The following is a 14,311-nucleotide window of genomic DNA, read 5'->3' on the forward strand; positions in this document are numbered from 1 at the left end:
AAAGGTTTGTGTTGTGAGCCGCATCCCACTTCTGGCTATCACCCAGGGCGATCCCGCAGGTATTGGCCCCGAAATCATTGCCAAGGGCTTTCGTGATGCGCCTGAGTGCATGCGCGGCTGTTTTGTTGTGGGCGACGTAGCCACCTTGCGCCGCGCCGCGCAGGTGCTGCAAGGGCCCGGTCGGTGTGCCTTGCCCGTCGCGGTGATTGCAACTGCGCAAGATGCGCTGCAGGTACCGCAGCGTTGTATGCCGGTGCTGCCGCTGCCCGGTTTGCCCGGCCCGCTGCCCTTTGGGCAGGTGCAGGCAGAGGCGGGGCGCGCTGCTGCTGCCTGTGTGCAGTGGGCGGCACGCGCGGCCTTGCGCGGAGAGATCGATGGTCTGGTGACAGCCCCCCTGCACAAGGAGGCACTGCATCTGGCGGGAGTGGATTTCCCCGGACATACGGAGCTTTTGCAGGCGGAAGCTGCCATCCATGCCGGTGTGCCCATTGCACAGATGCCGGTGCGCATGATGCTGGCCAATGAATCGCTGCGTACCGTGCTGGTGAGCATCCATGTCTCTCTGCGCGACGCGATTGATGCAGTGACCAGTGCCAATGTGCTGGAAACACTGCGCATCACGCATGCTGCGCTTTCCCGATCACTCGGCCGCGCGCCGCGCATTGCGGTCGCAGGGCTGAACCCGCATGCAGGCGAGGCTGGACACATGGGGCGCGAAGAGATCGAGCAGATCGCCCCGGCCATTGCACAGGCACGAGCGCTGGGCATGGATGTGGCAGGCCCGGAAGCCCCGGATACCGTATTCATGCGTGCCCGCAGTGTGCCGGGCAAGACCGGAGAGTTTGATGTGGTGGTGGCGATGTACCACGACCAGGGCCTGATTCCGGTGAAGTACCTGGGCCTGGATCAGGGGGTGAACGTGACCCTGGGTCTGTCATTGGTGCGCACCAGTCCGGATCATGGCACGGCTTTCAACATTGCCGGGCAGGGTGTGGCTGATGCAGCAAGTTTGATAGAAGCGGTGCAGGTGGCGCGGCGCTTGGTGGCTGCCTGAGCGAGTTCAGTTCGCGAAGCTCCTTCTGAGGAGCGGGATGGGCCGGAGAAACCATCTCTTGGCCGCAGGCAGCCCAAGCCGTAAAAAAGAAAGCAGCCAGGCGGCTGCTTCTTTTTCAGGATTTTATGCAACACACATCGTTGCGAAAGATCAACGTTTCTGCTGCAGACTGTCGCGAATTTCACGCAGCAGCACGATGTCTTCTGCAGGCGCAGCGGGTGCTTCTGCAGGTGCTTCGCGCTTGAGGCGATTGATCTGCTTGACCATCATGAAGATGATGAAAGCCAGGATCAGGAAGTTGACCGCGACCGTGATGAAGTTGCCATAGGCAAAGACCGGGATGCCAGCCTTCTTCAGGGCATCGAGCGTGCGTGGCACGCCGTCGGGGATAGTGCCCAGCACCACGAAAAGATTGGAAAAATCCAGCTTTCCAAAGATCATGCCCACCAGCGGCATGATCAAATCGTTCACGACCGAATCGACAATCTTGCCGAATGCACCGCCGATGATCACGCCGACGGCCAGATCCATCACGTTGCCCTTGACCGCGAACTCACGGAATTCCTTCATGAAGCTCATTGTTGGCTCCTGTCAAAAAATAAACATGGGCTACAGTATCGCTCAGGTTTTGCCGCATTGCATGACTGCCAGCTCCATCCGTACAATCCGCGAAAACCGAGACACAATTGTTGATCAAGGAGCCCCATGAGTGATTCTTCCATCGACTCCAGTAAGCGGACGTGGCTGATAGCGTCAGGATGTGCAGGTGCAGTAGGTGGAGTCGCCACTGCCGTTCCCTTTGTCAGTTCTTTCCAGCCTTCGGAAAAGGCCAAGGCCGCCGGTGCAGCGGTCGAGGTGGATATCTCGGAGCTCAAGCCCGGCGAGAAGATCACTGCAGAGTGGCGCGGCAAGCCCATCTGGATCATGCGTCGCACCCCGGAGCAACTGGCCGAATTGCCCAAGCTAGACGGCCAGCTGGCCGATCCCAAATCAGAGCGTACGGCGTATCCCACGCCGGACTACGCCAAGAACGAAACCCGCTCCATCAAGCCCGATGTACTGGTGGTGATTGGTATCTGCACCCATCTGGGCTGCTCGCCGACCGACAAGCTGGCACCCGGCCCGCAGCCTTCGCTGCCCGATGACTGGAAGGGCGGCTTTCTGTGTCCCTGCCACGGCTCGACATTCGACCTCGCTGGCCGCGTCTTCAAGAACAAGCCCGCACCCGACAACCTCGAAGTGCCAGCGCACATGTATCTCTCGGATACCAGGCTGCTGATCGGCGAAGACAAAAAGGCATAAGGAGGCGGCATGGCACACGAATTCAAGGACATATCGCCCAATGCCTCCATTGGGGCCAAGGCGAGCAACTGGCTGGAAAACCGTTTTCCCACGGCTTTTGATGCCTATCGCGTTCACATGTCGGAGTACTACGCTCCGAAAAACTTCAATTTTTGGTACATCTTTGGCTCCCTGGCGCTTCTGGTGCTGGTGATCCAGATCGTCACCGGCATCTTCCTCGTGATGCACTACAAGCCAGACGCCAATCCGGTGGGTGGCGTGATTGGGGCGCCAGCTGCGGCTTTTGCCTCAGTTGAATACATCATGCGAGACGTTCCCTGGGGCTGGCTGATCCGAACCATGCATTCCACGGGCGCCTCGGCCTTCTTTGTGGTGGTGTATCTGCACATGTTCCGTGGCCTCCTGTACGGCAGCTACCGCAAGCCGCGCGAGCTGGTCTGGATCTTTGGCTGCGCCATCTTCCTGTGCCTGATGGCAGAGGCATTCATGGGCTACCTGCTGCCCTGGGGCCAGATGTCGTATTGGGGCGCGCAGGTGATCGTGAACCTGTTCTCGGCCATTCCCTTCATCGGCCCTGATCTGGCGCTGCTGATCCGTGGTGACTATGTGGTCGGCGATGCCACGCTGAATCGCTTCTTCAGCTTCCACGTGATTGCCGTGCCGCTGGTGTTGCTCGGCCTGGTGGTGGCCCACTTGCTGGCTTTGCATGATGTGGGATCGAACAACCCGGATGGCATCGAGATCAAGGGCCCCAAGGCGCCCAAGGATGCCAAGGGCAACCCGCTCGATGGCGTGCCCTTCCACCCGTACTACACGGTGCACGACATCTTCGGTGTGGCTGTTTTCCTGTTCATCTTCTCGGCCATCGTGTTCTTTGCGCCGGAGATGGGGGGCTATTTCCTCGAATACAACAACTTCATCCCGGCTGATCCATTGAAGACGCCGAACCACATTGCACCTGTGTGGTACTTCACGCCGTTCTATTCGATGCTGCGTGCCATCACCAGCGAAATGATGGTTGCGCTCTCGGCCATCCTTATCATTGCCGTTGCCTTTGTCTGCGTGAAAACGCGCATGGCAGGCGCCCTCAAGGGCCTGCTGATTGCGGTGGCTGTCGTGGTGCTGGCAATGTTTGGTGCCTTTGCCTTCACGGGCATCAAGGCGCTGTCGGGGATTGATGCCAAGTTCTGGGGCGTGGTGGTGATGGGTCTGGCGGTCATCATCCTGTTCTTCCTGCCCTGGCTCGATCACAGCCCGGTCAAGTCGATCCGCTACCGTCCGCACTGGCACAAATATGTGTACGCGGTGTTCGTGGTCAATTTCATCGTGCTGGCATACCTGGGTGTGCAACCGCCGTCGCCCATTGGCGAAAAAGTATCGCAGGTAGGTACCTTGTTCTATTTTGGTTTCTTCCTGCTGATGCCTTGGTGGAGCCGCAAGGGAACACCTAAACCGGTGCCTGATCGGGTCACCTTTCATGCGCACTGAGCCCGGGAGAGCATCACGATGAAAAAAATAATTCTTTCCACCTTGCTGGCCGTTGGTGTCTGGATGGGGGCAGCCCCGGTGCAGGCCTCTGAAGGCGGTGTTGCCTGGGACAAGTTCAAGACCAGCACCAACGATACGGCGTCCTTGCAAAATGGCGCCAAGCTGTTTGTCAATTACTGCCTGAGCTGCCACTCCGCCTCGTTCGTGCGCTACAACCGCCTCAAGGATATTGGCCTGACCGAGCAGCAGATCAAGGACAACCTGCTTCTGACCACCGACAAGGTGGGCGAGACCATGAAGGCGGCCATTGATCCCAGGCAGGCCAAGGAGTGGTTCGGAGCCAATCCGCCCGATCTGACCCTGGTGGCGCGCTCGCGTGCCGGCAGCCAGGGCACGGGCGCGGACTACCTCTACACCTTCCTGCGAACTTTCTACAAGGACGACACCAAAGCCACAGGCTGGAACAACATGGCCTTCCCGTCTGTAGGTATGCCGCATGTGCTGTGGGAGCTGCAGGGGGTGCGCACACCGGTGTATGAGGAAGTGGACGAACACGGCCACAAGGTGCAGCTGTTCAAGGGCTGGAATCAAGTGACCCCCGGCAAGATGAGTTCGGCCGAATTCGATAAGAATGTGGGTGATTTGGTGAACTATCTACAATGGATGGGTGACCCCAGCCAAAACACCCGCATTCGCGTGGGTGTTTGGGTGCTGATCTTCTTGCTGGGTCTGATTCTCATCACCTGGCGCCTGAATGCAGCGTTCTGGAAAGATGTGAAGTAATCACTGTTTTTGCGAGCAGCCAGGCCCCGCCCTGTTTTCAGGGCTTGAATTCTGGTTGCCGATTTGTGTAGAGTGGGCGGCATTGACTGCTACCCACTCTTTTTGATTTTAGGAGCCTTCCACCATGATGGTGCTTTATTCGGGAACGACCTGCCCTTTCTCCCACCGCTGCCGCTTTGTGCTGTTTGAGAAGGGAATGGACTTCGAAATCCGTGATGTGGACCTGTTCAACAAGCCCGAAGACATCAGCGTGATGAATCCCTATGGGCAAGTGCCCATTCTGGTGGAACGCGATCTGATCCTGTACGAATCGAACATCATCAACGAGTACATTGACGAGCGCTTCCCGCATCCCCAGTTGATGCCTGGTGACCCTGTGGAGCGTGCCCGCGTGCGCCTGTTCCTGCTCAACTTCGAAAAAGAGCTGTTCACCCACGTGCACACCCTGGAAGAGCGTGCGGCCAAGGGCAATGAAAAGGCGCTGGAAAAGGCGCGTTCGCAAATCCGTGACCGCCTGACCCAGATGGCGCCAGTGTTCCTGAAGAACAAGTTCATTCTGGGCGAGAACTTCTCCATGCTGGATGTGGCCATTGCTCCGCTGCTGTGGCGCCTGGACTACTACGGCATTGAACTGTCGAAGAATGCTGCGCCTCTGCTCAAGTACGCCGAGCGTATTTTCTCGCGCCCTGCCTACATTGAGGCACTGACGCCTTCGGAAAAGGTGATGCGCAAGTGATGACCGCCTGGCCCGGCTTGGCGGCCGGGCTCCCCGGGCTGGCCCTGTGCGGCAGCCTGGGTGACAAGCAGAAAGTGCCGAATGAGTGAAATCCAGACAACCTCCACCCAGCCCTATCTGATCCGCGCCTGGGTGGAGTGGTGCAACGACAACGGGCTCACGCCTTATCTGAGCGTACGCGTGGACAAGACCGTGCAGGTGCCGCGCGAATTTGTCAAAGATGGTGAAATTGTGCTGAACATCAGCTACGACGCCACCAATGCGCTCAAGCTGGGCAATGACTACATTGAGTTCACTGCCCGTTTTGGCGGTGTGCCGCGTGAAATCATGGTGCCAGTCACCCGCGTCATTGCCATTTTTGCGCGTGAAACCGGCCAGGGCATGGGCTTTCCGCCACCCGAGGACCTGTTGGATGACGACGCAGGTATTGCAATGCAGGCATTGCAAGGTCCGGCCGATGAGGAGGATGCCTTCGATGCTTCGGCTTCATCGCCGCCGGTGATGCAGGTCGTATCGTCCAGTGACGACACGGCTCCGCCCGAGGGCGATGGACCAAGCAAGCCCCCCAAGGCTGGCAAACCTTCGCTCAAGCTGGTGAAATAGGCAGAATTCGGCTTTTTTGCGCGCTTTCGCGTATAGAATGCCGCATGTTGCCGATTTAGCTCAGTTGGTAGAGCAACCGCCTTGTAAGCGGTAGGTCATCAGTTCGATTCCGATAATCGGCACCATCCCAATCCCCGGGGCCTGCATTGCGATGCAGGCCTTTTTTATTGCCAAAACAAGTCTTGGGTGATTGATAGGAGCGTGCTGACCGCTATTGATTTAATAGTGAGTGGAGGGGCGATTTGTCCCCTGGCCCAGCACTTTCAGCCGGATGTCGGCCGTTGGATAGCCTTTGACGCGCAAGTGTGCGGCCATGGCGGGGAGCAGTTGCTTGAGCTTGGCGGCGCAGGCATTGTTGGCCACCAGCAGGCACCATTGATCTCCGTCAATGGGGCCGGGCTTGATGGCAGGGCGCAGCATCGGAGGCACCAGGAACTCCACCAGCTTGTACCGGGTGGTGGATTCGCGTGTCAGCGCGGCCAGGCTTGCGAGCGTTGGCGCCTCGCTGGCGGCTTGTTCGACGGTGATGGCGTAATGCCTGCGGTTGGAGGGTGTCATAGGCTGTGCGCTGGCGGATGACCATGGATTGGTGAACCTGCCACGACGTATTCTAGTCAGGGTTGTAGAATGTTTTATTTAGCAGGTGGTGCAGCCGGTATTGAATCCGGGTGCATAGTCTCCATCTGACACAACACTAATCACTAGGAATTCCGGTCGCGCGGCGGAATTGGCACCAGTGCTGATTTGCGCCGCGTGGTTTTGTTCGCATGGCAACCAATTTCTTCACCAAAATTTTTGGCAGTCGCAATGATCGCCTGCTCAAGCAATACCGCAAGGTCGTGGCGCGCATCAATGCGATGGAGCCAGAGTACGAAAAGCTGAGCGACGAGCAATTGCGCCAGAAAACCCAGGAATTCAAGGACCGCATTGCCGGGGGCGAATCGCTGGATAACATCCTGCCGGAAGCGTTTGCCGTGGTCCGCGAGGGTTCCAAGCGCGTGATGAAGATGCGCCACTTCGATGTGCAGATGCTGGGCGGCATGGCGCTGCACTACGGCAAGATTGCTGAAATGCGCACAGGCGAGGGCAAGACGCTGACCGGTACCTTGCCGGTGTACCTGAATGCGCTGGCGGGCAATGGCGTGCATGTGGTGACCGTGAACGATTATCTGGCCACGCGCGATGCGACCTGGATGGGCCGCCTCTACAACTTTCTGGGGCTGTCGGTGGGCATCAACCTGTCGCAACTGCCCAAGCATGAAAAGCAGGCTGCCTACAACGCAGACATCACCTACGGCACGAACAACGAATACGGCTTCGACTACCTGCGTGACAACATGGTGCAGGACAAGACGGAGCGCGTACAGCGCCATCTGAATTTCGCCATCGTTGACGAGGTGGACTCGATCCTGATCGATGAGGCGCGCACTCCGCTGATCATTTCCGGCCAGGCTGAAGACCATACGGCCGCCTATCTGGCCATGCGCACCGTGGTGCCGCTGCTCACCCGCCAGGAAGGCGAAGCTGACCCGCGCACGGGTGAAGGCGTCACCAAGCCGGGCGATTTCACGGTCGATGAAAAGGGCCACCAGATCAACCTGACCGAAGCGGGGTACGAGGCTGCCGAGCGCATCCTGGCCGAGAAGGGTCTGATTGCCGAAGGCGCTTCGCTGTACGACCCTACCAACATCACCCTGGTGCACCAGTTGTTTGCGGCGCTGCGCGCCGAGCACCTCTACCATCGCGACCAGCACTATGTGGTGCAGAACGGCGAAGTGGTGATCGTGGACGAGTTCACCGGACGTCTGATGTCGGGCCGCCGCTGGAGCGAAGGCCTGCACCAGGCCGTGGAGGCCAAGGAAGGTGTGGAGATCCAGGCCGAAAACCAGACGCTGGCTTCGATCACGTTCCAGAATTACTTCCGCCTGTACGCCAAGCTGGGCGGCATGACGGGGACGGCCGATACGGAAGCCTACGAGTTCCAGGAAATCTACGGCCTTGAGACTGTGGTGATTCCGCCGAACCGCCCCAGCAAGCGCGATGACCAGCTCGACCGGGTCTACAAGACCACGCCCGAGAAATACATGGCCGCGATTGCAGATATCCGCGAATGCTACGAGCGCGGCCAGCCAGTGCTGGTGGGAACCACTTCGATTGAGAACTCGGAAATCATCGACGAGCTTCTGAAGAAGGAAAACCTGCCGCACCAGGTGCTCAACGCCAAGCAGCACGAGCGCGAGGCCGACATCATTGCCCAGGCAGGCCGCCCCGGCATGATCACCATCGCCACCAACATGGCCGGCCGTGGTACCGACATCGTGCTGGGTGGCAACATCGAAAAGCAGATTGCCGCCATCGAGTCCGACGAGTCGTTGTCCGAGTCGGAGCGCAAGAACAAGGTGGAAGCCTTGCGCGCCGAATGGAAGCTGGAGCATGACAAGGTGACCGAGCTGGGTGGCTTGCGCATCATTGCGACCGAGCGCCACGAATCGCGCCGCATCGACAACCAGTTGCGTGGCCGTGCAGGCCGCCAGGGCGACAAGGGCTCCTCGCGTTTCTATCTGTCGTTGGACGACCAACTGATGCGCATCTTCGCGGGTGACCGCGTCAAGGCCATCATGGAGCGCTTGAAGATGCCCGATGGCGAAGCCATTGAAGCGGGTATCGTGACCCGCTCCATCGAAAGCGCACAGCGCAAGGTGGAAGCGCGCAACTTCGACATGCGCAAGCAACTGCTGGAATATGATGACGTGGCCAATGACCAGCGCAAGGTCATCTACCAGCAGCGCAATGAAATTCTGGACTCCGCCGATCTGTCGCCCATGATCGACGGCATGCGCGACAGCACCCTGGCCGACATCGTTCGCCAGTATGTGCCCGAGCAGTCGATGGAAGAGCAATGGGACCTGCCGGGCCTGGAGAAGGCGCTGCGCGAGGAAATGCAGATCGACCTGCCACTGGCGCAACTGCTCGATGGCTCCGAATCGCTGACCGACGAAGAGATCGAGGAAAAGGTCGTCGCCGAAGGCGCGCGCATTTTCAGCAGCAAGCTGGAGCAGGCGGGCAAGGAAAACTTCATGCAGTTCATGCGTGCCGTGCTGCTGCAGACGCTGGACTCCTCGTGGCGTGATCACTTGGCTGCACTGGACTATCTGCGCCAGGGCATCCATCTGCGCGGCTATGCGCAAAAGCAGCCCAAGCAGGAATACAAGCGCGAAGCATTCGAGTTGTTCCGCCAGCTGATCGACCACGTCAAGAACCAGGTCACCCGTGTGATGATGCAGGTGCAGATCCGCTCACCCGAGCAGCTCGACGAAGCCACCGAACAGCTGGAGCAAAGCAATGCCCGCACCAGCGTCCACTACAGCGGTGCGGAGGAGCCTTCAGCGGAAGAGGCTGCCGCCATGGAGCCGCTGGAGCTGCCCGAAGGCATGCGCGTGGGCCGCAACGATCCCTGCCCATGCGGCAGCGGCAAACGTTTCAAGCTCTGCCACGGTAAACTCGCTTGACACTGTAATGCTGTAGAAGACGGGCTTTGACAGGTGCAGAGCCCGTTTTTTTTCTTGGTTTTTTCCCTTCTTTCTCATTCATTTTTGAAAGACTGACATGCCCGTCAATTTGAAAGCCCCTGTGGCGCAGGATCTGGCACCGATCGCCGGTGTTCGCATTGGTGTGACGGAGGCCGGTGTGCGCAAGGCCAACCGCAAGGACCTGACCGTATTCCTGCTTGATGAAGGCAGCCACGTGGCCGGGGTGTTCACCAAAAACCGCTTCTGCGCTGCACCCGTGCAGATCTGCCGCGAGCACCTGGCTGTCCAGGGCAAGGCAGATGGCGGCATTCGCGCCATGGTCATCAATACCGGCAACGCCAATGCGGGCACCGGTGCCGATGGCCTGGCCCGTGCCAATGCCACTTGCGACGCATTGGCGGGCTTGCTGAAAATCGATGCCAAGCAGGTGCTGCCGTTCTCGACCGGCGTCATCATGGAGCCGCTGCCGGTGGACCGCATCACGGCTGGTCTGCCCGCCGCCATCGCAGACGCGCAGGCTGGCAACTGGGCCAAGGCGGCCGAAGGCATCATGACGACCGACACCATTGCCAAGGCGTTTTCTGCCAAGGCCGTGGTGGGCGGGAAGACGGTGCATGTCACTGGCATCAGCAAGGGGGCTGGCATGATCCGCCCCAACATGGCAACCATGCTGAGCTTCCTGGCAACGGATGCCGCCATTGATGCGGCACTGCTGCCCGCGCTGGCCAAACAACTGGCAGACCAGTCCTTCAACCGCATTACGATTGACGGCGACACTTCGACCAATGACTCGTTTGTGGTGGTTGCCACCAACCAGGCAGGTAACGCGGTGGTGACCGACTGGAGCAGCGCCGACGGGCAGGCCTTGATGGCTGCGTTGCGTGATGTTGCGCAGAAGTTGGCGCAGGCCATCGTGCGCGATGGTGAAGGGGCTACCAAGTTCATCCAGATCGAGGTGGAGCAGGGCCGTACCGAGGAGGAATGCCGCCAGGTGGCCTATGCGATTGCCCATTCGCCGCTGGTCAAAACCGCCTTCTTCGCCAGCGACCCCAACCTGGGCCGCATTCTGGCCGCTGTGGGCTATGCCGGCATTGAAGACCTGGACCAGACCAAGATCGAGTTGTACCTGGACGATGTGCATGTGGCCACCCATGGCGGTCGCAACCCGTCCTACGAAGAAGCCGATGGTCAGCGCGTGATGAAGCAGCAGGAAATCGTGGTGCGTGTGCAGTTGGGCCGTGGCACGGCCAATACCACCGTGTGGACCTGCGACCTGAGCCACGACTACGTCAGCATCAACGCCGACTACCGCTCCTGAGCAGTGCAGCCGGCATCTGCGGCTCCCGGCCCTGCCGCCCCTCTGCAGTGGGAAAGGCAGCCTCCGCAGCTTGCGATATACCACCAAGGGCCTACGGGCCCTTTGTGCTTTGTATTGTGGTATTTTTAAGCGTTATTGCGTTCTGGTGCCTGCCCGTCAAGCGCTGGTAGCTATTGAAAATATAGTAAATCGGAGACAGATACCATGTCCTTGGATTCCTCTTTTTCTCCATTGGAACGCCTGGTGGTGCGTGCCGAGCAACTGATGCAGCGTATCGAGGCGGTACTGCCGCAGGCGCTCCAGGCTCCGGCCGACTGGAATGACGCGATTGCCTGGCGCTACCGCAAGCGCGCCAACGGCTGCGGTGTGCTGGAGCCTGTACGCCATGTAGGGGCCATGCAATTGAGCGATTTGCAGAACATTGATGTTCAGAAAGACAAGATTGCGCGCAATACCGAGCAGTTTGTGCAAGGGCGGACGGCCAACAACGTGTTGCTGACGGGGGCGCGCGGCACGGGCAAGTCCTCGTTGATCCGTGCCTGCCTGCACAGCTACGCCCCCCAGGGGCTGCGCCTGATCGAGGTGGACAAGGCCGACCTGACCGATCTGCCCGATATTGTGGATGTGGTGGCGGGCCGGCCCGAGAAGTTCATCATTTATTGCGATGATCTGAGCTTTGAAGAGGGAGAGCCCGGCTACAAGGCGATGAAATCGATCCTGGACGGCTCGGTGAGCGCTGCCACGCCCAACGTGCTGGTCTACGCCACCAGCAACCGGCGCCACCTGCTGCCCGAATACATGACGGACAACCTGGCGCAGCAAAAGGGCGAGAACGGCGAGATCCACCCGGGCGAAGTGGTGGAAGAGAAGATTTCGCTGTCGGAGCGCTTTGGCCTGTGGGTGAGCTTCTACCCCTTCAGCCAGGATGAGTACCTGCGTGTGGTGGCCCAGTGGATGTCGGCGCTGGGCGTGCCGACCGACGAGATTGAAGCGTCCCGGCCCGAGGCGCTGGTCTGGGCGCTGGAGCGCGGATCGCGCAGCGGCCGGGTGGCGCACCAGTTTGCACGCGACTGGGCGGGGCGCGGAGCCAACCGCCAGGCGGAAGGCCGAGCCCGCATTGCCGACGTGGCAGATCTGGGTGAAGAGGCTGAAGAAGATTGAACAGAAATTGGGTGAAAAGTGACTGAGTTATCCACAACTGGCGCAGAGCCACGCAAATACACCGAAGTGGCCGTGGGCGTGCTGATCCGCGAAAGCGACAACGCACTGCTGATCACCAGCCGCCCGGCGGGCAAGCCGCGTGCGGGCTGGTGGGAGTTCCCCGGCGGCAAGCTGGAAGATGGCGAGACGGTGGAGCAGGCTTTGCGCCGGGAGTTGCAGGAGGAGCTGGGTATCACCATTGCCAACTGCATCGCCTGGAAGGTGACGGAGCACAGCTACACGCACGCGCTGGTGCGCCTGCATTGGTGCAAGGTGACGCAATGGACAGGCGAATTTGAGATGCGCGAAGGCCAGCAGATGTCCTGGCAACAGTTGCCGCTGACCGTGCGGCCGGTGCTGGAGGGGTCTTTCCCGGTGTTGCAATGGCTGAGCGAAGAGCGCGGGCTACCGTTTGATGTGGCGCATTACGCCAATGTAGCCTTGGCAGAAGGGCAATAGCCGGGCACGCGGTGCACCTGAATGCGGTGGTGCATCAAAACATATAGCCGATGGTGCTTGCTGCGCCTGGGATTGAGATAGGCAATACAGACAATGTCAATGCGGCTAGTCTTCATGGCGCGGGTCGCCATATTGCGCATCCAGGGGTGGTGACTCGGCGGGCACACGAAAATCCTCATTGCCCCAGGCGCCCAGGTCAATCATCTTGCAGCGCTCACTGCAGAATGGGCGGAATCGGTTGCTCTTGGCAAAGCTGGAGGGGCCGCCACACTGGGGGCAGGTGATGGCAGGGGTGTCGTGGTCCGTAGTCATACTCATGCAGTGATTGTAGGCGGGGCCATTCAACCATTGCTGAGGCATATGCTTTTAGAAAACCGATAGCAATCGGCACATGTCAGCTGTAAGCCAGTTTTCAGCGAAAAATCAACCGCTCAGGCGCACAGCACCATTTCATACTGGCCATCCTGCTGGGTGAGCACCATCTGGCCGTTGTCGGCCTTGTGCAGCATGCGGATCGAGATCATCAGCCGGTTGCCGCTGATTTCGGGCACCAGAGCGGCTTCCGGGTCGAGCCGCAGGCGCAGCAACTGGTAGGTGCGGCCCTGAGGCAGGTTTTGCTGGAACTGCCCGCGTATGGTGGCAATGCGCTGTGGAGTGCCGGAATCGCGAAACAGCTTGAGCAACAGAAAGAGTGCACCTGCCAGTGGCGCAAAAGGCTCGGTCCAGCGCTGCAGATCTGCGCGTCGCAATTCGCTGTCGGCATGCAGCCAGGTGTGGTAGCTGGGCAGGTCAAAAGTGCAGGTGCCTCCCGGGATGCCCGAGCGGTTGCGGATGGCCATCAGCCACTCGTTCTCGATCAGCAACTGGCTGGGCTTGCCGTTTTGCTCGCGCAGCTGTGTGTGGGCACTGTCCAGTTGTGCAATCACCTTGTCGAGCATGTCGACGGCAATCATGGGGCTGGCACGGTAGGCGTTGAACTGCTGGCGCTGGCGTTCCAGGTCTTTGAGGAGGTCTGCCTTCAGATCGGTGCGCGAGGCGACATCCATGATCTCGAACAGCGTGGTGATGGCGAAATGGTGGTCGACATCGGTGCTGCGCTGCAAAAGTACATCCAACCGGCGCAGCAGATAATCCAACCGGAGGTAGGAGCGTACGCGTTCGTTAAATGGGTACTCGTAAACAATCACAGAAAGACGTCAGGGTTGGAGCGCAAGGGCTGCTATCAATTCATTGTATAGGCCCAGGACCTCATCGCCTAGCGCTTGTAACGAGAGCGTTTCATTCCAGATGACCCAATCAGCCTTGCGCAGACGCTGTTCCCGGCTGGCCTGCTGCGCCATGATGGCATTCACCGCTTCGGCAGACAACTGGCTGCGCGCCTGTACGCGGGCCCGTTGCGTGCGCTCCTCGCAGTCCACGACGATGACCTGGTCCAGGCGCGGGCTCCATTGGCCCGATTCGGCCAGGAGTGGGATATCGAAAATGACCATTTTTGCATCGCTGTGCAAACACGCATCCGCATAGCGGTCAAAAATGCTGCGCTGAATCAAGGGGTGAAGAATGGCTTCAAGCTTCTGTTTGGCACCAGGGTCTTGAAACACGGCTTCACGCATCTGGGTACGGTCGAGCGCGCCATCCTGGGTGATGAAATGCGCGCCAAATTGCGCTTGGATGGCAGCAATGGCGGCACCACCCGGCAGTGTCAGGGCGCGCGCGATCTGATCGGCATCAATGACGGCGCAGCCCAGTTGCGCAAACCGCTCGGAGACCGTGCTCTTGCCGCTGCCGATACCGCCAGTGACGCCGATGCGGGGTTTCATCGCCTTCTGATCCCTACA

The 14,311-nt window shown here is 59.6% G+C and carries 15 protein-coding genes and 1 tRNA gene; 11 read left to right on the forward strand and 5 right to left on the reverse strand.

The annotated features are described in order from the left end of the window. Window positions 1-22: 22 nt before the first annotated feature. Window positions 23-1,054 (forward strand): 4-hydroxythreonine-4-phosphate dehydrogenase PdxA, encoded by a 1,032-nt coding sequence (gene pdxA / locus ACH2DG_RS08610; protein ID WP_395025638.1) that lies wholly within the window; start codon window positions 23-25, stop codon window positions 1,052-1,054. Window positions 1,055-1,204: 150 nt separating this feature from the next. On the opposite strand, the gene mscL is transcribed toward pdxA, so the two are convergent. Next, the gene (gene mscL / locus ACH2DG_RS08615; RefSeq protein ID WP_395025510.1) at window positions 1,205-1,633 is read right to left on the reverse strand and encodes a large conductance mechanosensitive channel protein MscL; all 429 of its coding nucleotides are present in this window, start codon (window positions 1,631-1,633) and stop codon (window positions 1,205-1,207) included. A gap of 126 nt (window positions 1,634-1,759) precedes the next feature. Here mscL and petA point away from each other — a divergent pair, with 126 nt between their 5' ends. The 6 genes from petA to ACH2DG_RS08645 all read left to right on the forward strand — a co-directional run bounded on the left by petA (window position 1,760) and on the right by ACH2DG_RS08645 (window position 6,091). After that, complete coding sequence (petA, locus tag ACH2DG_RS08620) at window positions 1,760-2,356, forward strand: ubiquinol-cytochrome c reductase iron-sulfur subunit (protein WP_224150183.1); 597 nt, start codon at window positions 1,760-1,762, stop codon at window positions 2,354-2,356. A 9-nt stretch (window positions 2,357-2,365) separates the two neighbouring features. Next, window positions 2,366-3,844, forward strand: a complete 1,479-nt coding sequence (locus ACH2DG_RS08625) for a cytochrome bc complex cytochrome b subunit (RefSeq protein WP_395025511.1) — start codon at window positions 2,366-2,368, stop codon at window positions 3,842-3,844. An 18-nt stretch (window positions 3,845-3,862) separates the two neighbouring features. Continuing rightward, the gene (locus ACH2DG_RS08630) at window positions 3,863-4,627 is read left to right on the forward strand and encodes a cytochrome c1 (RefSeq protein WP_395025512.1); all 765 of its coding nucleotides are present in this window, start codon (window positions 3,863-3,865) and stop codon (window positions 4,625-4,627) included. Between the two features lie 124 nt (window positions 4,628-4,751). Further along, window positions 4,752-5,363: a glutathione S-transferase N-terminal domain-containing protein gene (locus tag ACH2DG_RS08635; protein WP_184707100.1), complete on the forward strand. Its 612-nt coding sequence runs from the start codon at window positions 4,752-4,754 to the stop codon at window positions 5,361-5,363. Window positions 5,364-5,444: 81 nt separating this feature from the next. After that, window positions 5,445-5,966, forward strand: a complete 522-nt coding sequence (locus ACH2DG_RS08640; RefSeq protein ID WP_395025514.1) for a ClpXP protease specificity-enhancing factor — start codon at window positions 5,445-5,447, stop codon at window positions 5,964-5,966. A gap of 49 nt (window positions 5,967-6,015) precedes the next feature. Then, window positions 6,016-6,091: transfer RNA gene (locus tag ACH2DG_RS08645), tRNA-Thr, on the forward strand. A 94-nt stretch (window positions 6,092-6,185) separates the two neighbouring features. Here the strand turns inward: ACH2DG_RS08645 and ACH2DG_RS08650 are convergent. Continuing rightward, complete coding sequence (locus tag ACH2DG_RS08650) at window positions 6,186-6,524, reverse strand: hypothetical protein (protein ID WP_395025515.1); 339 nt, start codon at window positions 6,522-6,524, stop codon at window positions 6,186-6,188. A gap of 209 nt (window positions 6,525-6,733) precedes the next feature. On the opposite strand from ACH2DG_RS08650, the gene secA reads away from it, so the two are divergent. From secA to ACH2DG_RS08670, 4 genes are all read left to right on the forward strand, one after another. Then, window positions 6,734-9,475, forward strand: coding sequence for a preprotein translocase subunit SecA (gene secA / locus ACH2DG_RS08655; RefSeq protein ID WP_395025516.1), 2,742 nt, complete (start codon window positions 6,734-6,736; stop codon window positions 9,473-9,475). 97 nt (window positions 9,476-9,572) lie between these two features. Beyond that, entirely contained in the window at window positions 9,573-10,814 is a 1,242-nt protein-coding gene (gene argJ / locus ACH2DG_RS08660; RefSeq protein ID WP_395025517.1) for a bifunctional glutamate N-acetyltransferase/amino-acid acetyltransferase ArgJ, read from the forward strand. A 204-nt stretch (window positions 10,815-11,018) separates the two neighbouring features. Continuing rightward, window positions 11,019-11,975: an ATP-binding protein gene (locus tag ACH2DG_RS08665; RefSeq protein WP_395025518.1), complete on the forward strand. Its 957-nt coding sequence runs from the start codon at window positions 11,019-11,021 to the stop codon at window positions 11,973-11,975. Between the two features lie 18 nt (window positions 11,976-11,993). Continuing rightward, on the forward strand, window positions 11,994-12,473 hold the full coding sequence (locus ACH2DG_RS08670; RefSeq protein WP_395025519.1) for an NUDIX domain-containing protein: 480 nt from the start codon (window positions 11,994-11,996) through the stop codon (window positions 12,471-12,473). A 105-nt stretch (window positions 12,474-12,578) separates the two neighbouring features. On the opposite strand, the gene ACH2DG_RS08675 is transcribed toward ACH2DG_RS08670, so the two are convergent. The 3 genes from ACH2DG_RS08675 to coaE all read right to left on the reverse strand — a co-directional run bounded on the left by ACH2DG_RS08675 (window position 12,579) and on the right by coaE (window position 14,293). Next, entirely contained in the window at window positions 12,579-12,791 is a 213-nt protein-coding gene (locus ACH2DG_RS08675) for a DNA gyrase inhibitor YacG (RefSeq protein ID WP_395025521.1), read from the reverse strand. Window positions 12,792-12,904: 113 nt separating this feature from the next. Continuing rightward, window positions 12,905-13,660 (reverse strand): cell division protein ZapD, encoded by a 756-nt coding sequence (zapD, locus tag ACH2DG_RS08680; RefSeq protein WP_395025522.1) that lies wholly within the window; start codon window positions 13,658-13,660, stop codon window positions 12,905-12,907. 9 nt (window positions 13,661-13,669) lie between these two features. Next, window positions 13,670-14,293: a dephospho-CoA kinase gene (gene coaE, locus ACH2DG_RS08685; RefSeq protein ID WP_395025524.1), complete on the reverse strand. Its 624-nt coding sequence runs from the start codon at window positions 14,291-14,293 to the stop codon at window positions 13,670-13,672. Between the last annotated feature and the right edge of the window lie 18 nt (window positions 14,294-14,311).

This window comes from Comamonas odontotermitis, assembly GCF_040396735.1.
Classification (GTDB): Bacteria; Pseudomonadota; Gammaproteobacteria; order Burkholderiales; family Burkholderiaceae_C; genus Comamonas; species Comamonas odontotermitis_C.